18 protein-coding genes and 2 pseudogenes are annotated in these 21,799 nt (G+C 58.8%); 16 read left to right on the top strand and 4 right to left on the bottom strand.

Annotation, left to right across the window (positions count from 1 at the left end; all coding sequences use genetic code 11):
- Positions 1 to 2: 2 nt before the first annotated feature.
- Positions 3 to 1,283: a 4-aminobutyrate--2-oxoglutarate transaminase gene (locus FHX15_RS28620; RefSeq protein ID WP_184401730.1), complete on the bottom strand. Its 1,281-nt coding sequence runs from the start codon at positions 1,281 to 1,283 to the stop codon at positions 3 to 5.
- A 137-nt stretch (positions 1,284 to 1,420) separates the two neighbouring features.
- Here FHX15_RS28620 and FHX15_RS28615 point away from each other — a divergent pair, with 137 nt between their 5' ends.
- Both FHX15_RS28615 and FHX15_RS28610 read left to right on the top strand, forming a co-directional pair.
- Positions 1,421 to 2,242, top strand: a complete 822-nt coding sequence (locus FHX15_RS28615; protein WP_184401729.1) for a MerR family transcriptional regulator — start codon at positions 1,421 to 1,423, stop codon at positions 2,240 to 2,242.
- Positions 2,243 to 2,490: 248 nt separating this feature from the next.
- Positions 2,491 to 3,757 (top strand): annotated as a pseudogene (locus tag FHX15_RS28610) (diguanylate cyclase).
- Between the two features lie 35 nt (positions 3,758 to 3,792).
- On the opposite strand, the pseudogene FHX15_RS31875 reads toward FHX15_RS28610, so the two are convergent.
- Positions 3,793 to 3,983: pseudogene (locus FHX15_RS31875) on the bottom strand (hypothetical protein); the annotation flags it as partial.
- A 327-nt stretch (positions 3,984 to 4,310) separates the two neighbouring features.
- On the opposite strand from FHX15_RS31875, the gene FHX15_RS28605 reads away from it, so the two are divergent.
- From FHX15_RS28605 to FHX15_RS28585, 4 genes are all read left to right on the top strand, one after another.
- Positions 4,311 to 5,276 carry a sugar-binding protein gene (locus tag FHX15_RS28605; RefSeq protein ID WP_184401728.1) on the top strand — a complete coding sequence of 322 codons (966 nt, stop codon included), beginning with the start codon at positions 4,311 to 4,313 and terminating at the stop codon, positions 5,274 to 5,276.
- A gap of 75 nt (positions 5,277 to 5,351) precedes the next feature.
- The gene (locus tag FHX15_RS28600) at positions 5,352 to 6,893 is read left to right on the top strand and encodes a sugar ABC transporter ATP-binding protein (RefSeq protein WP_184401727.1); all 1,542 of its coding nucleotides are present in this window, start codon (positions 5,352 to 5,354) and stop codon (positions 6,891 to 6,893) included.
- A gap of 41 nt (positions 6,894 to 6,934) precedes the next feature.
- A complete protein-coding gene (locus FHX15_RS28595; protein WP_184401726.1) occupies positions 6,935 to 7,972 on the top strand; it encodes an ABC transporter permease in 1,038 nt (345 codons plus the stop codon).
- A gap of 600 nt (positions 7,973 to 8,572) precedes the next feature.
- Positions 8,573 to 8,758 (top strand): DUF3008 family protein, encoded by a 186-nt coding sequence (locus tag FHX15_RS28585; RefSeq protein WP_184401724.1) that lies wholly within the window; start codon positions 8,573 to 8,575, stop codon positions 8,756 to 8,758.
- 815 nt (positions 8,759 to 9,573) lie between these two features.
- Here FHX15_RS28585 and FHX15_RS28580 read toward each other — a convergent pair.
- Positions 9,574 to 10,365, bottom strand: a complete 792-nt coding sequence (locus FHX15_RS28580; protein ID WP_184401723.1) for an SDR family NAD(P)-dependent oxidoreductase — start codon at positions 10,363 to 10,365, stop codon at positions 9,574 to 9,576.
- A 441-nt stretch (positions 10,366 to 10,806) separates the two neighbouring features.
- A complete protein-coding gene (locus FHX15_RS28575; RefSeq protein ID WP_184401722.1) occupies positions 10,807 to 11,556 on the bottom strand; it encodes an SDR family oxidoreductase in 750 nt (249 codons plus the stop codon).
- Between the two features lie 601 nt (positions 11,557 to 12,157).
- On the opposite strand from FHX15_RS28575, the gene FHX15_RS28570 reads away from it, so the two are divergent.
- The 10 genes from FHX15_RS28570 (at position 12,158) to FHX15_RS28525 (ending at position 21,426) form a co-directional block, all read left to right on the top strand.
- The gene (locus tag FHX15_RS28570) at positions 12,158 to 12,748 is read left to right on the top strand and encodes a hypothetical protein (RefSeq protein ID WP_184401721.1); all 591 of its coding nucleotides are present in this window, start codon (positions 12,158 to 12,160) and stop codon (positions 12,746 to 12,748) included.
- Positions 12,749 to 12,951: 203 nt separating this feature from the next.
- A complete protein-coding gene (locus tag FHX15_RS28565; protein WP_184401720.1) occupies positions 12,952 to 13,833 on the top strand; it encodes a glycine betaine ABC transporter substrate-binding protein in 882 nt (293 codons plus the stop codon).
- A gap of 101 nt (positions 13,834 to 13,934) precedes the next feature.
- A complete protein-coding gene (locus FHX15_RS28560; protein ID WP_184401719.1) occupies positions 13,935 to 14,552 on the top strand; it encodes an ABC transporter permease in 618 nt (205 codons plus the stop codon).
- A 10-nt stretch (positions 14,553 to 14,562) separates the two neighbouring features.
- Positions 14,563 to 15,204, top strand: coding sequence for an ABC transporter permease (locus FHX15_RS28555; RefSeq protein WP_184401718.1), 642 nt, complete (start codon positions 14,563 to 14,565; stop codon positions 15,202 to 15,204).
- Positions 15,201 to 16,133: an ABC transporter ATP-binding protein gene (locus FHX15_RS28550; protein ID WP_184401717.1), complete on the top strand. Its 933-nt coding sequence runs from the start codon at positions 15,201 to 15,203 to the stop codon at positions 16,131 to 16,133. The genes FHX15_RS28555 and FHX15_RS28550 overlap by 4 nt, the downstream gene beginning before the upstream one ends.
- A gap of 15 nt (positions 16,134 to 16,148) precedes the next feature.
- Positions 16,149 to 17,222, top strand: a complete 1,074-nt coding sequence (locus FHX15_RS28545) for an LLM class flavin-dependent oxidoreductase (RefSeq protein ID WP_184401716.1) — start codon at positions 16,149 to 16,151, stop codon at positions 17,220 to 17,222.
- Positions 17,222 to 18,541 (top strand): LLM class flavin-dependent oxidoreductase, encoded by a 1,320-nt coding sequence (locus FHX15_RS28540; protein WP_184401766.1) that lies wholly within the window; start codon positions 17,222 to 17,224, stop codon positions 18,539 to 18,541. The genes FHX15_RS28545 and FHX15_RS28540 overlap by 1 nt, the downstream gene beginning before the upstream one ends.
- 11 nt (positions 18,542 to 18,552) lie before the next feature.
- Positions 18,553 to 19,554 (top strand): ornithine cyclodeaminase family protein, encoded by a 1,002-nt coding sequence (locus tag FHX15_RS28535; RefSeq protein WP_184401715.1) that lies wholly within the window; start codon positions 18,553 to 18,555, stop codon positions 19,552 to 19,554.
- Positions 19,551 to 21,038, top strand: a complete 1,488-nt coding sequence (gene hutH / locus FHX15_RS28530) for a histidine ammonia-lyase (RefSeq protein WP_184401714.1) — start codon at positions 19,551 to 19,553, stop codon at positions 21,036 to 21,038. The genes FHX15_RS28535 and hutH overlap by 4 nt, the downstream gene beginning before the upstream one ends.
- A gap of 223 nt (positions 21,039 to 21,261) precedes the next feature.
- Entirely contained in the window at positions 21,262 to 21,426 is a 165-nt protein-coding gene (locus tag FHX15_RS28525; protein ID WP_184401713.1) for a hypothetical protein, read from the top strand.
- Positions 21,427 to 21,799 lie beyond the last annotated feature (373 nt).

Raw genomic sequence — 21,799 nt, 5'->3', positions numbered from 1 at the left:
GATCAGGCCTCCGCAGCGCATTCACGAAGTGTCGTTTCGAGAATGGAGAGTGCTTCGTTGAACACGTCATCTTCGATCGTGATTGGAGCGAGGAAACGGATGACGTTTCCATAGACACCGCATGTTAGCAGGATAAGACCTTTCTGCAGAGCACGCTCACGAACCTTGTTCGTAAAGTCTGCATTTGGTGTGTTGGTTCCCGGAAGATTAAACTCCACCGCGTTCATAAAGCCCGGCCCGCGAATGTCGACAATCTGCGGCGCGGCTTCGCGAAGTGACTGGAGCCTCTGCTTCAGGCGGTTGCCAAGCGAGTTTGCACGCTCGCAGAGGTTCTCTTCCTCAATGACATCGAGAACGGCATTGCCTGCCGCGATGCCGATCGGATTACCTCCATAGGTGCCACCCAAGCCACCGGGGCCTGGGGCGTCCATAATCTCCGCACGGCCCGTAACGGCTGCGATTGGGAAGCCGCCGCCCAAGCCTTTTGCCATCGTGGTGATATCGGCCACAACCCCATAACGCTCCATGGCAAATAGCTTGCCGGTACGGGCAAATCCGGTCTGAACCTCGTCCGCAATCAACAGAATGCCGTGCTTGTCTGCAATTTCCCGCAGCTTCTGCATGAACGTGCGGGGAACCTCGTAGAAGCCGCCTTCGCCTTGGACAGGCTCGACGATAAAGGCCGCAACCCGGCTCGGATCGACGTCGGCCTTGAACATCTTGTCTAAAACAGCAAGGGAATCCTCTATGCTCTGGCCATGCAGTTCTACCGGGAACGGCACATGGAAAACATCCGGTACCATGGGGCCGAAACCGCTCTTGTAAGGCACGACCTTGCCGGTCAGCGCCATGCCCATGAAGGTACGGCCATGGAACCCGCCTGTAAACGCGATGACTGCGGAACGAGTGGTTGCCGCTCGGGCAATTTTGATGGCGTTTTCGACGGCTTCGGCACCCGTTGTGACGAAAATCGTCTTCTTCTTGAAGTCGCCCGGAACGAGATTGTTGAGGCGCTCAGCAAGACGAACGTAGTTCTCGTAGGGAACGACCTGATGACAGGTATGGGTGAAATGGTCGAGCTGATCCTTCACGGCAGCGAGGACCTTGGGATGGCGATGGCCGGTGTTGACCACGGCGATACCGGCTGCAAAATCGATGTATCGACGGCCTTCCACGTCCCAGATTTCCGCATTCTGGGCCTTTTCGGCATAGATCTGTGTCGTGACGCCGACCCCCCGTGAAATGGCATCCGAGCGGCGCGAGGCAATTTCCAGATTCAGCATGATGGTGACGTCCCCTACGTATTGTGGTTCTTTGCGTTCTTCCGTATAGAATATTCTCTACATTTTTTCTGTAGGTTTGCAACGGGGCTTTTCGCAATTATGAAAGCTTCAGCAAAACATCGTCAAAGCGCCGGTTTATGGACGTAACCCACCTCAAGATTGCTGAAGCTGCGCGCACGGCAGGCGTCTCGCCGTCCACGCTCAGGCTGTGGGAACAGCAGGGGCTCGTGGTTCCTATCCGTACGCCGACCGGTCAAAGGCTCTACGATGCTGCCCTGATCGAGCGATTGAAGACGATCAGTTGGCTTCGAAGCGAAAAAGGTCTCAATCCGGCTGCCATCAAACAGGCATTGATCCCAAATAGCGGCGGGGATCGACGGAGCGAAGAGCCCACAGAGGTGCGCGTGGGTATCGATCTGTCGATCGGGATGAAAGTCAGGCATTTGCGAAAGGAAGCCGGTCTGACGCTGGAGGCGGTTGCCCGGGCTACGGGCACAGCCCTGTCCGTGCTGTCCACCTTCGAGCGCACGTCTCAAGGCATTTCTGTCACTGCGCTCCACAATGTCGCCCAGCACCTCGGAACCACCATTGCGACGTTGAGCGGCCAGGGAAAATCGCGAAACGGTGCATCACTCGTTCGGGATGGGCAATGGACAACATGGCCGACGACAGCCTCCGGCGTCACCATTCGGGTTCTCGCAGACGGCAACAACCAAATGGAGTGCCATCGTTTCGATCTTGCTCCCGGTGCCTCGAGCGAGGGCGCCTATCAGCACGAGGGTGAGGAATTCATCCATGTTCTGGCCGGAAGCCTGGAAATCATTCTTGATGGTGACCAGTTTCATGAACTGCGCCTTGGAGACAGCTTTTATTTCGAAAGCACGCGGCTGCATTCATGGCGCAACAATTTCGACGGACCGACCACGCTCATCTGGATCAACACGCCGCCGACATTTTAGTCGTGAGGATGATCCAACCGCAACGCAGTCGAGCAGGAGACGGCCCAAAAAAGTGGGTATCGAGATCGGCGAGACGCTGCTTCGCCTAGATCAACTGATCCTCAATGAGCACAATCCTCTCCATGGTGCGTCACGCGGCACTATGCTTTTCGCGGTCTCGAAAATCGCTCAATCCCGTGACCCCTAGCCGTCTAATCGAAATTTAATGTATCGCTTCCATGATCCAGCCGCTTGATATGGTGGGCTAAATGAACACTCTACGGACATTCGGAAGATTGACTGCGGAACGAGTTCAGCGCGAGCGAGAGCGGCTCGAAGCACTGGACCAGTTTGACTTGTTGGACGCGACGCACCAAGGGATTCGAGCTTCGAACGCATAGTTCGGCTTATCAAAGAAATATTTTCGGTCGATATTGGTGTCGATATTGGTCTTGTGTCTGTCATCGACGCGCATCGCCAATGGTATCAGGCCTGTGTTGGCTTGCCGAATTCGGAAGTCCCGCGAGAAGACAGCTTCTGCACGTTGATCATCGACTCGGGAGAGCCGATGGTCATCGAGGACGCATCCCAGGACGCCAGGGTCGCGAATAATCCTTCGGTGACCGGCGACGCTCACATCCGTTTCTATGCTGGCGTGCCGCTCAAAACACGAGAGGGGCTTACTTTGGGAACGGTGTGCGCGATTGACCGGCGGCCCAAGTCAATCGGGGCGAGGGACCTCGTTATTCTCCAGGAGTTAGCTGGACTTGCAATGGAACGCATTGAGCTGCTTCAATTTGCTGCGACCGATGGGTTGACGGGCCTTCTCACGCGAAAAGCCTTCAAGTCCGAAAGCGAGAAATTGATCGCCCAGGCACTGAGGCATCAGCATGATCTCTCCTGCCTTGTGCTGGATGTGGATCACTCTAAGAAGGTAAACGACACTTACGGACATACTGCCGGCGATGAGGTTCTCAAGCGGTTAGTGGCGCTTATAGGAGCACCCTGCGGGCAGGAGACTTTATTGGGCGTCTCGGGGGCGAGGAATTTGCGTTATTACTTCCCCCTGTCGATAGGGCCGCAGCGGCAGCTGTTGCGGAGAAGTTGCGGATCGCTATCGCCGGGGTGCTTGTGAACGGCGACTTCGGCACTGTGAGTGCCACAGCCAGTATCGGGTCGACTACCCTTTCGGTTGTCAGCCGTGACATCGATACGCTCATCGCTCAGGCGGACGCTGCGATGTATTCCGCCAAAAGCAGAGGACGAAATTGCTGCGTCTCATGGCATGAGCTGAAGGGTGAAAACGGAGGAGAACGCCGCCGGGTACTGAAAAGCGGTTCCATCCTGTTCAACGAGCGGCGTTCAGTAATCGACTGCACGGTTAAGTCGCTCGGCAGCGACGGTGCAGGTCTGGTCCTTTCGAACACCTCAGCCATCCCGCCTGAGTTTGATCTGCTAATCCGCGGCGAAGGCTTCGAAACCCGTTGCCGCGTTGTTGCGCAGGACCGCCAAAACGTCGAAGTGTCATTCAGATAATACTGGGCGCGGCGGTCTGCCGGAGGCCGTTTCGTCTAAGTTATGCGGCTATGGCTGGCGCCTCTAGCCTGGCGTAACACTGCTCCTCGGGCTGGTGGCATGTTGCCGATAGGCTCCAAAATCCGCCTGTGGTTGAACCAGCCGACCTGTTAAGGTCGCAGACTGGACCACTTCGACGTTGCCCCACTGCTACCTCGAGGGATGCCTCGGCCTTGTAAAGGCCGTGGCCGAACGGATTTCGCCTGAGGTGGACTGCAGCAGGTCGCACAGGCTCTCACCCGTTCGTCCTTAGCCCGACTAGATCCCACTGAAGGGCTCCTCCCGCACGCGAAGCCTTTGCGGTTGTGCCGGCGAGGGCGGATCTGACTTCGCACCGGCATGTTTTGATCGACATTAATATTACTATTTACTAATTTAGATTCTGGTATACCGTCGTGGTGCGATCGGCACCTATGCCACACGTCGCCTCGCGACGGACCTTGGAGGGGCTGCGCATTCGGCCGGCCGTAAGTCGCGAACGGGCCCTCGCAACCGCGGCCCTGGGAGGAGTATTATGAAACAGCTGAAACGGAAAAATGCAGCCTTTTTTTTCGCCGCGTTGATGCTGAGCGCGGCGCCTATGGCAGTATCGCAGGCCGCCGACAAACCGACACTCGCATTCGTCGTCAATGGAGCATCCGACTTTTGGAAAGCCGCCGAGGCGGGAGTGAAAAAGGCGCAGGGCGAGATGCCAGAGTACAACATGGAGCTGAAATATCCTGAGCAGGCGGCCGTCGCCATTCAGCAGCGTCTCATGGAAGATCTCGTCAGTGCCGGGGTCAAGGGGATCATGGTCTCCGCTGTCGATCCCAAGACCCAGACGGACGGCCTCAACAAGATCGGCTCGCAGACGGCTCTCTTCACTACCGACAGCGACGCGCCGAAGACCAACCGCGTCGCCTACATCGGTTCTTCGAACGTCGACGCCGGCAAACAGGCCGCCGAAATCGCCAAGAAGGCGATGCCGGACGGCGGAAAGTGCATGGGCTTCGTCGGCCTGTTGGGCGCCGATAACGCCCGCGAACGCATCGAAGGGATGAAGGAGGGGCTCAAGGGTACCAAGATCGAGCTGGTCGACGTTCGCGGTGACGACATCGACCAGACGCGTGCCAAGAAGAACGTGGAGGATGCGTTGGTGGCGAGCCCCGACTTGACCTGCATGGTCGGCTTTTACTCCTACAACACGCCGCGTATCTATGAGGCGCTGCGCGACGCAGGCAAACTCGGCCAGATCACAGTCGTCGGCTTTGATGACGATCCGATCACGCTCGGCGGCGTCAAGGAAGGTACGATCGCGGCAACCGTCGTGCAGCAGCCGTTCGAGTGGGCGTATCAGGGCATGAAATTGATGGCCGCCTACCTCAAGGGCGACAAGTCCGGCATTCCCGCCAACGGCTTGATCATCATCCCGACGGTGATCATCGGTAAGGATGACGTTGACAAATACGCGGCCAACCTGAAGGCCATGGCTGGAAAGTGACCTCTTTCGCGGCGGCACTCACCGCCGCCGCGAAAGGCATTTCGCGCCGACAGCATCAGCAGCCATGGACAGCCGATGAACCACAGTGCCGATATCCCGCAACCGAGCGTGCCCGGAACGCCGTTCCTTTCGCTTTGCGGTGTTGGCAAGACCTATCCGGGTGTCGTTGCGCTCGAAGGCCTATCAATGGACATCATGCCAGGCGAAGTCGTCGGCCTTGTCGGCGAAAACGGCGCCGGAAAGTCGACACTGATGAAGATTCTCGGCGGTGTGATCGCACCAGATCGGGGTACGATCCTGCTCGACGGGGAAGAACATCGTTACCTTACTGTGGAATCGAGCATCTCGTCCGGAATCGCCTTCGTCCATCAGGAACTTAATCTCTTTGAGAATCTCGACGTCGCTGCCAATATCTTCCTAGGGCGCGAACCGCTGAAGGCGGGACCTCTTAAGCTCGTCGATCGCGATCGACTAAAGGACATGGTCAAGCCGCTTTTGAGGCGCGTGGGCGCGCATTTTTCCGCCGACACATCCGTGGCGTCGCTTTCGCTTGCAGAGCAGCAGATGGTGGAGATTGCCAAGGCGCTGTCCATCAACGCAAGGCTCGTGATCTTCGACGAACCCACTTCCAGTCTGCCGCTGGCTGAAACCGAGCGACTGCTCAGCATCATCAAAATGCTGAAGGCGGATGGCATCAGTGTTATTTTCATCTCGCATCGGCTCCATGAGGTTGAGCGCGTAGCCGACCGGGTCCTCGTACTCCGTGACGGCGCGCTTGTGGGCACGCTCGCCAAGACGGACATCGGCCACGACCAAATGGTCAAGCTGATGATTGGCCGGATGCTTGCGGCCCGTAATGCAAAGCCACAGCGCTCACCCGGTTCAATTGCGCTGAAGGTGAGTGCCGTGCGCACCGAAGCCTATCCCGGGCGTCCCGTTGATCTGGAAATCAGGTATGGAGAAATTCTCGGACTTGCGGGCCTCGTCGGGTCCGGGCGTACCGAGCTTGCCAGGGTGCTGTTTGGCATTGATCGCAGTTATGGCGGAGACATTCTGCAGGACGGGCAGAAAATTACAGTCCGTTCCGCACGGGACGCCGTTGCTCGCGGCATTTTCCTCGTGCCGGAGGATCGAAAGCGCAACGGCATTCTTCTTGATTTCTCGATCGCCCAGAACATAACCCTCGCCAATCTCCCCATGCTCGCCCGCCGCTTCATGCTTTCCGCCGAGCGGGAGACGGCGGCGGCCGAAAAACAGCGCGTTCGCCTAGGTATCAAAGCGCCCTCTATTTCGAGCCGAACCGGCACTCTGTCCGGCGGCAATCAGCAGAAGGTGGTACTTGCCAAATGGTTGTCAATGAGCCCGAAGGTGATGATCTTCGACGAGCCGACACGCGGCATCGATATCGGCGCCAAGAACGAGATATACGGCCTGATGCGGGCGCTTGCCGACGCCGGTGTCGCGATCCTGATGATCTCCAGCGACATGGAAGAGGTGATCGGCGTTTCTGACCGCATTGCCGTCATGCATGAGGGCCAGATCGCCGGCATTCTCGATGAGTGCGAATTCAGCCAAGAAAGCGTCCTTTTGCTTGCTGTTGGCAAACGCGTAAAATAGCCCGCGCGGCAATATAATCAGGTATCGGGAACGGATCTGTGATGATCAAAAAGGACCTTGGACTGCTGCTTTTGATCGTCGTCGTCGGGATCGTCGTCGCCATCATCAATCCGCGCTTCCTGCTGCCGATCAACCTGGCGAATACCGCCAACCTGATCGGTCTGTTCGGCATCCTGTCGATTGGCCAGGCCTACGTCATCATTACAGGCGGTATCGAACTCTCCGTCGGTTCGCTCGTAGCGCTTCTTGGTGTGCTGTTTGTCGATTTCGTCGCGGTCCAGGATATGTCATGGGTACTGGCGCTACCGCTCATTCTAGTGCTCGGTGCGGCCATAGGTGCCATTCACGGCTGGCTGATCACCCGGCTAAACCTGCAACCCTTCGTCGTCACTCTCTGCGGCCTCCTTATCTATCGCGGGGCGGCGCGCTTCTATACGGCCGACGGAACGGCGGGTTTCGCATTCGGTCAAAATTTCCCGGACCTCGAGTTCATCACCGCCGGACGGTTCTACGGCGTTCCCAACACCTTCATAGCGCTCGTCATCATTTCCGTGGTCATGTGGGTTGTGCTCCATCGCTCTGTCTTCGGGCGTTACCTTTACGCGATCGGCAAGAACGAGGAGGCGGCCCGCTATTCCGGTATACACACCGGCCGGATGGTGACGTCGGCCTATGTCATCTGCGGACTGCTTACGGCGCTAGCGGCAATCTATTTCGCCATGTACACACGTTCGATCTCGCCGGCCAGCCATGGCCAGTTCTATGAACTCTACGCGATTGCCGCCGCCGTACTCGGCGGCTTTTCGCTCCGCGGCGGCGAAGGATCGATCGTCGGCGTCGTGCTCGGAACGGTCCTGCTCCAGGAGTTGCAGAACCTCGTGAATCTGCTCGGCATCCCTTCGTCGTTGAATTTCGCGGTCATGGGTGGCGTGATCCTCATCGGCGTGCTGATCGACCAACAATGGAACGCGATCCGCGCACATCGCCGACTCATCTCTGCCGCCCGGCAGACCGAAGCCCGTGTTCTGGATGAAGGGAAATTGCCGGGGGTCGCCAATCAGGACCGGGTCGGTCGATGAGAGCGGTATGTCAGGGAGCCGCTGGCGAATAATGCAGCCTCTTCCGGCGCTGGCGAGCAAGGTCGGGTTGGTCACTCACGCTCAAGGAGAGGTCGATCACCACATCGATCTTACAAAGCAGGGGATCGTTCAGTCTCGCATCTCGACCGCCGTCTGGTCCGCAGCGGGTTTCTTCAACATGTCCGTTTGAAATCACAAAGCTCCGCTGGGTTGTCAGCAGTCTGAGGGCCGGAACGTTCGGCCTTGGGAAAGTGCCGGATGTTTCAGGGATTACGCAACACGACACCTACAGTCTCGCCTTGACAAAGGCCGGTCCGCTAAAGCTTCCCTAGCTACAAACTCCGCATCGAGCCGTTTCCAACGTTCACCGTCATGCTATTCGCAAAGCCAATGATCTTTCCCAATCAGGGGATCAAGATCGTCCGTATGCCTCTCCTCGATGCGTTCAACGGTGGCTCGGACTGTTAGCTTCACCATAGGGGCTTGAAAGCAAAGCTGTGCTTGGGCAAAGACGGATTTTTGCTCACTCGCATCAGATAGTTGAAGCGGGAACATTGTCGGTTCCGGACCGTTCCCTTTTCCGAGACGAGGAGAAACAAGATGCCCGCAAAATCCAAAGCGCAGCAAAAGGCCGCCGGAGCCGCCCTTGCCGCAAAGCGTGGTCAAATGTCAAAGAGCAGACTCAAAGGCGCGTCCAAGGAGATGGCCGATAGCATGAGCGAAAAGCAGCTTGAGGACTTCGCCGCGACAAAGCGCAAGGGAAAGCCGGAACGCGTTTCGCGCTAAGTCTTATGCGTTCGTAGGGCGATTCCTTTGCGAAGAGCGTGACAGCAGGCCTGGGCGAGATCGCGAGTATGCACCCCGACAACAAAATAACCATCACGTCTCCCGAGCACGGGGGAAGACAGCGTAGATGACCTACCCTCATTGGCAGCAGGCTGACTGCGCCTCTGCGCATTTAGTTCGCCCCGTCCATCTGAGGCCGCCTGTGATCTCAAGGCGCCGGCAAAGGGCTCGGGGTGCTGTCGCTGACGGGCATCTCGATGAGACCATCGAATCGATTCTAATCTGCGAGCCTTCGACCCGTACGCTGCATCACTAAAGAATTCGGCGAACTCCTCGGCCGTTTCCGCGGGATGCTCTTCAGGAAAGAAGTGGCCCTCCTGGCATGGCACGGCGATGACTTTGTCCGCCAAACGTCGCCAAAAGGCCAACGGTTCCACTTCTTCGGTATACCACTTAGCCACCGCGCCGGTTCCACTTCAAAGAGCCATCAGTGTGAATCCAATCCGATGTCCGGAGATTTGGTCACCCCTGTCATGTTTACGATCGACGCCTGCCGCAGCACGATATTCCTCGCAGATCGCGTGCATATGTTCCGGACTTCTGAGCGCCTCCACATACGCTTCTCGGATCTCCGGGGGGAATACCGCGGCGTAAGATCGCGAGCCAGTGAGCGCTTCGTCGACGATAGCCCCCGGTGCGCCAGCAAGGAGATCGTGCTGCGGCCCGCTAAGGATGACCCGCATCCACAGTCGCCCTCGCTCCGCCGCTGGCATTTCGTTTCTTTAGTATTTTCCGATGTCGTCCCCAGATGACGTTTAGAGGGTATCGATCAGGCCGCCGTCCACGCGCATGGAGGCACCGGTCGTGGCAGATGCCAGCGTGGAAGCCAGATATGTCACTATGTTCGCGATTTCCTCGACGCTGGCGGCTCGCTGGATGATGGAGCTGCTCCGATGCTTTCTGACGAATTCGGCGGCTACCTCCTCGATCGCTTTGCCGGTCTTTTGACGCTCATCGGCAAGCATTGCTTCGACGCCTTCAGACAGTGTAGGGCCGGGAAGAACCGAGTTCACGGTCACTCCAGTGCCCGCCATGCGCTTGGCGAGCCCTCGGGCGACGGCGATATCGGCGGTCTTGCTGACACCATAGTGGATCATTTCGACGGGAATGTTGAAGCCGGATTCCGATGCGATGAAGATAACGCGGCCCCAGTTGGCCGCCTGCATGCCGGGCAGATACGCCCGGGACAATCGAACTGCCGACATGACGTTCACCTGCCAGTGCCGGTCCCAGACTTCGTCTGCGGTGTCGAAGAAGTCGCTCGGCTGAAAGATCCCAGCATTGTTGATGAGAATGTCGACATGGGGCAGCTTCGCCACGAGCGCACTGCAGCCTTCCGCAGTGGCGAGATCGGCTGCGACTGCGGTGACGCCGCCCTTGACCCCTTCGCTCTTTACCCGCACGGCAGCCTTCGCGGTCTTTTCTTCGGATCGGCCGTTGACGACGACGTCCGCGCCGGCTCTGGCGAGCTGTAGGGCGATCGCGTAGCCGATGCCCTCCGTGGATCCTGTCACCAGGGCTGTCTTTCCTTTAAGGTCTATTTGCATGTTCAATCTCCAATGAAAGAACTCAAGGGGCAAAACACCTCCATTTGGCGTCTTTCCTTGGGTTCGGTTAGGGTTTGACCGGCATTCGCACCGATCGGCAAAGTCTTTCTTTCCGCCGGACAGATCGCCTTTTGCTGTCCTTCGGTTCTGAACCATTCTCCAATGCGTGACCTGATGCCGGTGGCTTCGGTCACAGAGTGGCGTTCGGCTCCCCGTTTCCCATTCTCCTTGAAGCAGTCCAGTCCTACCGGGCTCGATCCACGCCGATATGATATTCATAGGTGGCAGTCATGCTTCCAACTCCCTTATTGAGATATTGCGAACCCCAATATGGTCAGCCGAAAGGCTGGAAGTGTGACTGTCCCTCCATCATCACCTGCATCTCAGTGATCCGTTCTCTCAACGGGCGCGGCCTCTTTCATGCCATCTCGTGGCCGTTGGTTAAAGATTGCTCATGCCGCCGTCGATGACGAGCTCGCTGCCGACGATATAGGAGGCCTCGTCAGATGCGAAGAAGACCACGGTCTTCGCCACTTCTGACACGTCACCAAAACGGCCGACCGGGATCTGGTTCTGCACACCTTCGGCCATCGCCTTCATGTCCGCTTCGGACATGCCTAACTTTCCGTACAGCGGGGTCGCGATCGGGCCGGGGCTGATGGCGTTGACGCGGATGCCGCGACCGACCAGTTCCCCAGATAGCGTCTTCGCCAATGTTAGGAGCGCGCCCTTAGTCAGCGAGTAGACGCTGGAGTTGGGCATGCCGATATGCGCGTTGATCGACGTGTTCAGCACGATCGATGCACCTTTTGAAAGGACGGGCAGGAGAGCCTGGATCAGGAAGAAGGGGCCCTTCACGTTTGTGGCAAACGACTTGTCGAAATCATCTTCCGACCAACTCTCCACTGGACCGAACTGAGCGACGCCAGCATTAATGAATAGGATGTCGAGGTTGCCGAAAGCTTCCTTCACTTGGTTTACGACATGCTTCTGGCCGGCAACGTCGCCTGCGTCGGATTGGACGACGGTGACATCGTCGCTAAGTTCCTTGCGCGCCCTCTCGACACTGACCGCGCTGCTGCCTGTCACAATGACACGTGCGCCTTCGGCGACGAACTGGCGGGCGGTTTCAAGCCCGATGCCGCTGGTGCCCCCGGTGATAAGTGCAGTCTTGTTTGCAAGTCTCAACATAGTGAATTCCTTTGCGTTGTTGACCGCCTCGATACCGGGGTCGATGACATTGATTTACTGCAGGAGGGTTGTTCGGAGTAGCGGGCTGAACGCAATTCTACTGTTCGGCATTGCCGAACACTGGAGCGTTTGACAGCGACCATCTACGCATCTTTAACATCGTTGGAATCTTCGTCGCTTTGTTGGAGCGATGATAGCATTTGTGCCCTCAGCAGTTCGCAACTGGCCCCACCAAAGAGGCGCGCATGAAGGTCTTGAGGCGGATGATCTCGGCTTCGCCTCTCCGTGATCCGCTAATGGAAACGCGCGCCGAATCGGCAATTGGAGCAGATCGTAGCCAGCTGGTAGACAAGGGCGCGATTCGCCCGGTCGCAGACACGATATTTCCAGCACCGGCTCAACGACAACCTCACCGACAATGCCAAGATGCTCGGGATCCGCGTCTGGAAAATCGGCCTAGCGCGAGCGCCGCATTTTCTGCCACGTAGAACGACACAAACAGCTGACGGTAGCGTTCCCTACGAGCGCTGAAGCTGCTCGGCTCTATCAGCGTTGACCAATCATCTGAAACCTGTAGGAGCCGGCTTAAAGGGAAAGATCCATGCCGAAATCTATTCTCATCATTGGCGAAGATCCCGCACAGATTGACTTTGACGCGCCGGATGCGCCGAAAGATATGACTGGCGACAAGGTCATGGAGGGCTTAAATGACTCTGTTGCGCGATTGAAGGGTGCCGGGCACAGGGTGACGCTGCTCCTCACGAAGGATGCAGCCACAGTGGAACGACAAACCATGGAGGCACTGTCGCGCGCGATCTATGACGTCATTGTTATCGGTGCCGGACTTCGCACGCTCCCTCAGATGGCCGAGCAGTTCGAACGACTTATGAATGTCCTCCACGAGGGGGCGCCGAGAGCGCTAAATTCGCCTTCAATAGCCAGCCAGGAGTTCCGACCGGGCAGCGATGCGATGGAACGACGACCCAATGGAGGAACGCTAGATTTTCACCACAACCAACCGGCTGCGTTATTCCCCGCAAGAGCACCCCGCTTTTCTGTGCTGATCCTTGGCAAACGTGGTACCTCACTCGCTAAGGTCCCGGTGCTATCCGCCAGTTCTTCGAGGATGTCGCCTTTTGTTCGACGCACAGAACTTCGGTACATTGACGACGCGGTCCCAAGAAGGATGTGATCAGCAAAAGCAGGCAGCCGACTGAGAGACGAATTGCTGGCGACGTTAAGGGCCACGTCGCCGTGACGGGAGGACCACGGCGGCAGGAGCAGCCTGAGTTTATTTTGGCCGAAATCGGGAGAAAAACGACAATCGATTTCATGCATTTTCTCATGGAAAATTCTAGAAGATCCACACCAGAATTTTTGAAAGAGGGGTTTGGAATGTTTTTTAAGACCTTGGCAGGCGTTTTTTCCGGAATCGCGCTAACTGCTCTTATAACTGCTCCGGTAAATGCGGGGCCGGTTAAGATCGGCAGCAAGAATTTCACCGAACAGTTCGTTGTTGCCGAGATCTATGCACAGGCCCTCGAAAAGGCCGGCGTTCAGGTCGAGCGGCATCTGAATCTGGGCGCCACCCTCGTCGCGCACACGGCGCTGACGAATGGCGATATCGATCTCTATCCGGAATATACCGGCACTGCCCTTGCAGCGGTCGTGAAGGGCGATCTTTCAGGCTCTGCCGATAAGATCTACGGTGACGTGAAGGATTATTACGAAAAGAACCTAAAGCTGACGCTGCTCGAACCAAGCCAGATCAATAACGGCTACGCAATCATCACGCTGCCGGAAACGGCGGAAAAGTACAAGCTGAAGACCCTGACCGACCTTGGCCCGGCCTCCAAGAACCTGACTTTTGGGGCAGAGGGCGGCTTTGGTGAGCGCAAAGATGGCTTGCCCGGGTTGAAGCAGACCTACGGCATCGAGTTCAAGGAATTCAAGATCTTTGCCAAGCTCGGCATTCGTTACAGCGCGCTGACAAGCAAGGATCTCGACGTCTCCTACGGCTTTGCCACGGATTGGCAAATTTCCGACAACAAACTGGTGGTGCTGGACGACGACAAGCATCTCTTCCCGCCCTATTACCTGGTACCGGTCGTGCGACAGGATGCGCTCGCCAAGAACCCGAAGATCGCCGAGGTCTTAAACAAGGTCAGCCCACTCCTCAACAACGAGACCATGCGCGAGCTGAACGCCAAGGTCGATCGCGACAAGGAAGAGCCGGCCGACGTCGCCGCTGAATTCCTGAAGGCCAAAGGCATCTGATCGACAACGACGCGAAAGTTTCGCTTCCCCTGAAGAAAAAATGAGGCGAAGCTTTGAGCTTCGCCGCTTTGTCGTGATCGCGAAGACAGGATTCCTCGCCTTTGAACTGGGCACCCAAGCATATTCCGGAAATTGCGCTTGCCCTCTGGCAGCACCTCGTGCTGTCGATTTCATCCGTGCTGATCGGCCTTGCGATCGCGCTCGTGCTCGGCATAGTCTGCGCCCGCCGGCCGAGGCTCTATGCCTTCGCGCTGACGGTGACGAATATCATCTTCGTTATTCCGAGCCTGGCGCTCTTTGCGCTTTTGATCCCTTTCGTCGGCCTTGGCATGGAACCAGCTCTGATCGGGCTTTCCTCCTATTGCCTGCTGATCCTTTTGCGCAACGTCGTCACCGGCATCCGCGGCGTCCCGGCTGACATACTCGACGCAGCCGACGGCATGGGCTACGGGCCCTGGCAGCGCCTCTTCCGTATCGAACTGCCGCTTGCCCTGCCGCTGATCGTTTCCGGCGCCCGCATCGCGCTCGTCACTGTCATCGGCATCGCGACGGTCGCCGCCTTCATCGATGGCGGAGGTCTCGGCACCATCATCCTGATCGGTATCGATCAGGAATACGCGGAAAAGATCCTGGTCGGCGGCATTCTGACGGCACTGCTGGCCATCATCTTCGATTTCGTTCTCACCCGGGCCGAGCAGGCCTTGGTGCGCTGGCAGTGAGGGCATATCGATGCTGAGCACCGCCTTTTTCTGGATCGTCGGTCATCAGGACGAATTCTTCCGCGCGCTTGGCCAGCATCTCCTGATGTCCGGTGTGTCACTGGCGATTGCACTCCTCATTGCACTGCCATTGGCGATCCTGATCGTCAATCACGGCCGCTTCGCCTTTGGCGTCATCAACGTCATCAATGGTCTCAGGACCATTCCGAGCCTTGCGATCCTGGCGATCATGCTGCCGCTTCTCGGCATCGGCATCCTGCCGTCGATCGTGGCGCTGACCGTGCTTGCCCTGCCGCCGATCCTGCTCAACGCCTATATCGGGTTGCGCGATGTCGATGCCGATGCGGTGGAAGCGGCGGTCGGCATGGGCATGAGCAGAAGCCAGGTTCTGCGAAAGATCCGCATTCCGCTTGCAGCCCCGGCGATGTTTGCCGGGGCACGCACGGCGGCCGTCCAGGTTCTGGCCGGGGCGACACTCGCCCCTTTCATCGGCGGCGGCGGGCTCGGCGATTTTATCGCCACCGGTATCGGCATGATGGACATGTCGCGGCTGATCGTCGGTGCCGTGCCGATCGCGATCTTGGCACTCGCCACCGAATTTATTCTCGGCCGCGCCGAAAAGCACCTATTTGCAGAAAGATCCGCCGCATGATCCGCCTGGAAAAGGTCACCAAGCGTTACGGTGAAAGTGCAGCACCTTCGGTGAACAACCTGACGCTCGATGTGCCCGAAGGCTCGACGGTCGCCCTGATCGGCCCGTCGGGCTGCGGCAAGACGACGACGATGCGCATGATCAATCGGCTGATCGAACCGACGGAAGGGCGCATCTTCGTCAATGGCGAAGACGTGACAAAAGCCGATCCTGTCAAGCTTCGCCGCCACATCGGTTACGTCATCCAGAATGTCGGCCTCTTTCCGCACATGACGATCGCCGAAAACATCGCGGCCGTGCCAAATTTGCTCGGCTGGGATCAGCTGCGGATCGCGAGGCGCACGGATGAACTTCTCGATCTCGTCGGCCTCGATCCGAAGGAAATGCTGAAGCGCTATCCGCGCCAGCTGTCCGGCGGCCAGCGTCAGCGCATCGGCGTGGCGCGCGCCCTCGCCGCCGATCCCTCGGTCCTGTTGATGGACGAGCCCTTCGGCGCCATCGACCCGATCGCCAGAACACGCCTACAGGAGGAGTTCAAGCAGATTCTGAAACGTGTACGCAAGACGGTGGTCCTGGTCACTCACGATCTCGATGAGGCGATTCGCCTCGGGGACCGTATCGCCATCATGCGTGCCGGTAAGATCGTGCAATATGATGCGCCAGATGCAATACTCTCCCATCCGGCCGACGAGTTCGTCGCCCATTTCGTCGGCATCGATCGAGCGATCAAGCGGCTCAGCCTATTTTCTGTTGCCGACGCGATGCGGCCCGGTGTTCCTTCTTTGTCGGTGGCGAGTGTTACCGCAAGCGCCAATCTGCGTGATGCGCTGTCGCTGATGGTCGCCGCCAACAGTGACGTGCTGGCGGTGGTCGACGGCGGTGGCATGGTTATCGGGCAGCTGACGCGCGACGCAATCTTCTCGATCTGAGTGCAGGAGTTTCTGATGCATCTCGGCTTTTCCCTCACGCCTTTTGGCCATCATCCTGCAGCCTGGCGCAATGGAGCGCTCGAACAACTCGGTTTTGATGCGCTGCTTTCACAGGCTGTCAAAGCGGAGGAGGCCGGCTTCGATTTCGTCCTGCTTTCGGACCGGCTCAGCGCCCGGCCGGTCGATGATCTCTCGCCGGTCGCCACGCCCTTCGAACCGACGACGCTGGTCGCAGCCCTTGCGACCCGGGCGCGCCGGATCGGCTTTCTGGCGGCTGCCGCAACGAACCAGCATGAGCCCTATAATCTCGCCCGGCGCTTCGCCTCGCTGGACCAGATCAGCGGCGGACGGACAGGCTGGGTTGCCCTTCCTGCACCCAGGGAATTCGAACGCGACCAGGAATATCTCAACCTTGTGAGCGGTCTTTGGGACAGCTGGCAAGACGATGCCTTCATCTATGATAAGGCTGAGGGCCGTTTCTTCGAGCCGGCGAAGATGCATGTCCTCAACCACAGGGGCGAACATTTTGCGGTGCGCGGTCCGCTCAACGTCAATCGCTCGCCGCAGGGCAAACCGATCATCGCCCAGCTTCTGGCTGGAGATAACCAGGCATTGGCCGCGCAAAGTGCCGAAGTCGTGCTGCTTCAAGATCGGACGCCGGAAAGTGCAAACGAGACGGTGGCCGACTTCGTGCGCCTCCTTCAACAAGCTGGTCGCCGACGGCAGGACGTGCGGATACTGGCCAATGTCGTGCCAGTCGTTGCCGAGACTTCCGAAGCGGCGCAGGCGGCAAGCGATGCGCTCCGGTTTGGTGAGGCCGACCGGATGAGCCAACCGCTTTCAGCGTCGCGTCTGGTGGGTACGCCGGCGGAGATAGCCGATTCCCTACGGCGATGGCTCGGCTCCGGCCATGTCGACGGTTTCACGATATTGCCTGCGACCGTCGCAATCGTGGACCTGTTCCTGACGAAGGTGGTTCCGGAGTTGCGCCACTTCGGATTGATCACGGCGAATGCCGGAAGAACCTTGCGCGATCGTCTCGGTCTTGCCCGTCCGGCTCATCCGTCGGCACCATCGGAGCATGCATGATGAGCAGCGATCGCAAGATGAGACTTGGTGCCTTTCTGATGGCGGGCGGGCATCACATCGCGGCATGGCGACATCCGCAAGCCCATGCTCAAGCCGGCGTCGATATCGATCATTTCATCGAGCTCGCCCGCATCGCCGAGCGGGGCAAATTCGACATGCTCTTCGTCGAGGATGCCGCCGCCATCCGTGAGCGCAATCCTGAGATGGCGAGCCAGGCGGCGCGCTCGACCGCATTCGAGCCGCTGAGCCTGCTCGCAGCGCTTGCCGTCAACACAACGCATATCGGCCTCGTGGCAACGGCGTCCACAACCTATAACGAACCTTACGGCCTTGCCCGGACCTTCGCCTCGCTCGATCAGCTAAGCGGCGGCAGGGCAGGCTGGAACCTCGTCACCTCGGCAAGCGAACTCGAGGCGGAGAATTTTGCGAGCAGCGGCCTTCGCCCGCATTCCGAGCGCTACGAGCGGGCCGAGGAATTTGCCGATGCAGCACTCGCGCTTTGGGATGGCGTCGAGGATGGTGCCTATTTTCCTGAGGGTGGGGCTCGGTTTTCCGATCGTGCGAGACTTCATCCGGTGCATCATCGCGGCAAGCATTTTGCCGTCGAAGGCCTCATAGAAAGCCCACGCTCGGCTCAGGGCCGACCGATTATGGTCCAGGCCGGCGCCTCCGATGTCGGCAAGGAACTCGCCGCCCGGACAGCTGACGTCGTCTTTGCCGCCTCGCAGACACTTGCTGAGGCACAGAGCTATTATGCCGATGTGAAGTCGCGGCTCGCCAAATACGGGCGCAAGCCCGACGAAATCAAGATCATGCCCGGCATATCGCCGATCGTCGGTGCCACGGAAGACGAGGCAAAGGCAAAATACCAGGCCCTGCAGGAGCTCATCCCCGACGCCGTTGGTGTGGCCCTTCTTGCAAGCTACCTCAGTATTCAGGATCTGTCAGCCTATCCGCTCGATGGGCCTCTACCCGAGATGCCGCAAACCAACCTCATTCAGAGCCGCCAGCAGCTGATCATTGATCTCGGCAGGCGCGAGAAACTTTCGATCCGCGAACTTGCCCGCCATTTCGCCGGGGCGCGCGGCCATTGGCAACTCGCCGGTACACCGTCGCAGATCGCCGATGCGATGGAGGAGCGCTTCAGCGAAGGTGCCGCCGACGGCTTCAACGTCATGGCGCCGCTTTTCCCAACTGGGCTTGAAGAATTCGTGACCTATGTCGTGCCGGAACTGCGTCGCCGCGGCCTTTTCCGCGAAGACTACGAGGGCCGCACGCTTCGCCAGAATCTCGGCCTCAGCGTGCCGATCAAACAATAAACGAGATGACAATGGAACCGATCTATATCGACTATCTGAATGCTTTCGACATCGAGGCGCTCGACCTGACCAACGACCAAATCCTGGATGCGATCGAAACCTCGCTCGCTGCCCAGGGCAGGCGCGAGACGGTGATCGAGCCGCGCGTCCATCTCGAACCGGATGTGAGCTTTCACGGCCATTTCAACGTGTTGCGTGGCTATGTGGCGCCGCTCGACCTTGCCGGAGTGAAAGTGGTCGGAGATTATGTCGACAATTACAAGCTCGGTTATCCGTCCGAATTCGGCGTGCTCAACCTCTTCGACCCACGCACTGGCGTGCCGAAGGCGATCCTTGATGCCACCGTCATCACCGACATGCGCACCGGGGCGGTCACCGCGCTCGGCGCCCGGCATCTCGCCCGAAAGGGTTCGAAAGTCCTCGGTCACATCGGTGCGCGCGGCACGGCTTACTGGAATGTCCGTCTGCTCGATCATCTCTTCGATTTCGACGAGATCCGCGTACATTCGCGTCGGCCCGAAAGCCGCGATGCCTTCGGCGCCAAGCTGGAGGCCGACCTCGGCAAGAAGATTACCGTAGTCGACAATTGGCGCGACTGCGTGGAGAGGGCAGATATCGTCGTCGAGGCATCACGCCTCTCGCAGCCCGAGCCCCTCCTGAAGACGGAGTGGATCAAGAAGGGCGCCTTCGTCGTGCCCTATGGCACAATGAGCGCCGTGGAACTGTCTCTGACCGACATCATGGCCAAGCTCGTCGTCGACGACTGGGGTCAGTGCAAGACGGGCAAATTCGGCTCGCTGCGCGCTCATGTCGAGACTGGCAGGCTATCTGAGGAGACGCTGCATGCCGAACTCGGCCAGGTCGTTGCCGGCCTGAAGCCGGGTCGGGAGAATGACGACGAGGCCATCCTGCTCTGGCATCGCGGCTTGTCGCTCAGCGACATTGCCCTTGGCCACGCGCTGCTTTCAAAGGCGCGCTCGGCCGGTATCGGTCAGAGGCTTCGCTTCGCATGACCGGGGTCCTGCTGACCGGCTCCGGCATCACGATTGCCGACATCGTTGCGATCGCCCGCCGTAATGCGAAGGTTGAGGTTTCCGATGCGGTCCGTGAGCGGCTGATTGCGGCGCGGCGCATCCTCGAAGGTGCCGCAGCTTCCGGCCAGCAGATCTACGGCATGAACACCGGGCTTGGCGCCAATCTGAGGATGGCAGTGACCGGCGAATTTGAAGCCTTTCAACTGCAACTGATCCGCGGCCGCGGTATGGCAGTAGGGGAGGCTCTGCCGCGCGATGCGACCCGCGCCGTCATCGCCGCCAGGCTCTCTATGCTCGCTGTCGGCGGATCCGGCATTTCACTATCCGTTTTCGACGCGCTGCTTGCGATGCTGAACGCCGGTGTTCATCCAATCATGCCATCGATCGGATCGATTGGCGCAGGCGACCTCGTGCTCCTTTCGGCCGTGGCGCGCGCGCTCGCCGGAGAGGGGCGCGCCGAGTATCGGGGCTCTGTCTATGCTGCTGGCGAAGCCTTAAGCCTCGCAGGGCTCGCGTCCGTGACACTACGGCCCAAGGATGGCATTTCGCTTCTCAACGCTTCGGCCGTCTCCGTTGGCCTCGGGGCGTTTGCACTGCACGATGCGGAAATGTTGATGGATGTCCAGCGGTTGGCTTGCGCACTGAGTTTCGAGGGGCTTGGCGGTAATCCGCTGGTCCTGTCAGCCGGCATCCAGGCTGCCCGGCCCGCTGCCGGCCAAGCCGGAGAAGCCGCACGCTTGCTGCAGGCGCTTGCAGGGTCATCCCTGTTTGAAACAGCGGCTGCGATTCAGGATCCGCTCAGCCTGCGTTGTGTTGCACCCATCCACGGTGCGCTAGCCGAAGCGCTGTTGCGGACGAAGGATGCAATCGAGATCGAACTTAACGCTGCTGCCGACAATCCGCTCGTGCTGATCGCAGAGGAGCGGGTGTTGTCGACCGGCAACTTCCACACACCGTCCCTGTCGCTCGCCTACGAGACGCTCGGCCTTGCGATCGCTCAAGTCGCCGGTGCCGCTGCCGCCCGCTTCATTCAACTGACCGGCTCCGGCCGTAACGGCCTGCCGCGCTATCTTTCGCCGGTTGGTGGTCCGTCGGCAGGCTTTGTGCCTCTGCAGAAGACCGTTGCAGCTCTTCTGGCTTCCATTCGTCATAAGGCCAATCCCGTCATGCTCGACTTCCTTTCCGTGTCTGAGGGCGTTGAGGATCACGCGACGCAATCGGCGCTTGCTGTGCAGAAATTGTCCGACATGCTCGGCTTCTGGCGTCTTATCATTGCTTGCGAATTGCTGGCCGCCGCCCAGGCGGTCGACCAGTGTCCGGGGCACCGCTGCGGCGAGGGGACGGCAAAGATTTATGCCATGGTCCGCAAACTCGTGCTGCCACTGCACGAGGATCGTCCCCTTGGGGAAGACGTATCATTGCTTGCGTCCCATCTGTTGGATGCCGCACTGGCGGGACCATAGGTGGGGGTCGCGGCCCATTTGTGCGCCAGCTTCTTGAGTCCGGCGTGAGCTGCGTACCCACGCTCTCCCCTTCCAGGTGGGGCGCCAAATTTCGTTAAAGCATCCTCAACCTGTGACGACTTGGTTGTAGGCATGGCCCCAATACCACCATCGAAAGCATATGGTCATTGCTGCGACCCGAAGTAGTACAATGCGAATACGCCTGCGTACGCACGGAGATGGCATGTCGGAACGATTGGAGCGCGTTCTTCAACATTTAAGATCTGCAAGACCGATTGCCGAGAAAAACCCCAGGCTCGGCAAGGTCGTCGAGCTCATCGACGAAGCAATTGTCGAGGCGGAGAGCAGGTTGGAGGCCGCGCGCAGGAGCGACCAGACAAAGCAGTAGCATAGCGTTTGCATGCTCAGGCAAGCCTGCACGTGAGCGACCGGCCGGCCAAGAACCTATCGACTGCAAAAGGCTGTGGGCCAGGCCGAAAGCGGAACACTCCATCGCGGGGGCAGTCGTCCCGCGTCTTCTCCGGACTGCTCACGCTGACGCTCCTGCGGCTGCTCTCAAGCCATTGTGTGACGCGAATTTCTGCCTTCTGCCGCGCGGCCATGCTGAAAGCTCCGATATGCTTCCTTGTCTTTCGACCGATCTTGTCGGATCGACGATTTGTGCTGGCCACCCGTACGGCTCCTCGTGGTTTCCCCGTCTATCTAAGTTCGAACTCGATAGAAATGGCTGAGCTTCGTCCGGCCAATCGAACTTCAGAATG

Source organism: Rhizobium sp. BK650, assembly GCF_014195325.1.
Lineage (GTDB): Bacteria > Pseudomonadota > Alphaproteobacteria > Rhizobiales > Rhizobiaceae > Rhizobium.
This window is presented reverse-complemented; position numbering and strand designations above follow the sequence as displayed.

Excerpts from the sequence above, each read along its gene's own strand:
- FHX15_RS28550 (WP_184401717.1), top strand. The coding sequence starts at position 15,201 with ATGATCCGCCTGGAAAAGGTCACCAAGCGTTACGGTGAAAGTGCAGCA.
- hutH (WP_184401714.1), top strand. The coding sequence starts at position 19,551 with ATGACCGGGGTCCTGCTGACCGGCTCCGGCATCACGATTGCCGACATC.
- FHX15_RS28615 (WP_184401729.1), top strand. The coding sequence starts at position 1,421 with ATGGACGTAACCCACCTCAAGATTGCTGAAGCTGCGCGCACGGCAGGC.
- FHX15_RS28525 (WP_184401713.1), top strand. The coding sequence starts at position 21,262 with ATGTCGGAACGATTGGAGCGCGTTCTTCAACATTTAAGATCTGCAAGA.
- FHX15_RS28565 (WP_184401720.1), top strand. The coding sequence starts at position 12,952 with ATGTTTTTTAAGACCTTGGCAGGCGTTTTTTCCGGAATCGCGCTAACT.
- FHX15_RS28545 (WP_184401716.1), top strand. The coding sequence starts at position 16,149 with ATGCATCTCGGCTTTTCCCTCACGCCTTTTGGCCATCATCCTGCAGCC.
- FHX15_RS28540 (WP_184401766.1), top strand. The coding sequence starts at position 17,222 with ATGAGCAGCGATCGCAAGATGAGACTTGGTGCCTTTCTGATGGCGGGC.
- FHX15_RS28555 (WP_184401718.1), top strand. The coding sequence starts at position 14,563 with ATGCTGAGCACCGCCTTTTTCTGGATCGTCGGTCATCAGGACGAATTC.
- FHX15_RS28620 (WP_184401730.1), bottom strand. The coding sequence starts at position 1,283 with ATGCTGAATCTGGAAATTGCCTCGCGCCGCTCGGATGCCATTTCACGG.
- FHX15_RS28605 (WP_184401728.1), top strand. The coding sequence starts at position 4,311 with ATGAAACAGCTGAAACGGAAAAATGCAGCCTTTTTTTTCGCCGCGTTG.
- FHX15_RS28585 (WP_184401724.1), top strand. The coding sequence starts at position 8,573 with ATGCCCGCAAAATCCAAAGCGCAGCAAAAGGCCGCCGGAGCCGCCCTT.
- FHX15_RS28595 (WP_184401726.1), top strand. The coding sequence starts at position 6,935 with ATGATCAAAAAGGACCTTGGACTGCTGCTTTTGATCGTCGTCGTCGGG.
- FHX15_RS28570 (WP_184401721.1), top strand. The coding sequence starts at position 12,158 with ATGCCGAAATCTATTCTCATCATTGGCGAAGATCCCGCACAGATTGAC.
- FHX15_RS28575 (WP_184401722.1), bottom strand. The coding sequence starts at position 11,556 with ATGTTGAGACTTGCAAACAAGACTGCACTTATCACCGGGGGCACCAGC.
- FHX15_RS28600 (WP_184401727.1), top strand. The coding sequence starts at position 5,352 with ATGAACCACAGTGCCGATATCCCGCAACCGAGCGTGCCCGGAACGCCG.
- FHX15_RS28535 (WP_184401715.1), top strand. The coding sequence starts at position 18,553 with ATGGAACCGATCTATATCGACTATCTGAATGCTTTCGACATCGAGGCG.
- FHX15_RS28580 (WP_184401723.1), bottom strand. The coding sequence starts at position 10,365 with ATGCAAATAGACCTTAAAGGAAAGACAGCCCTGGTGACAGGATCCACG.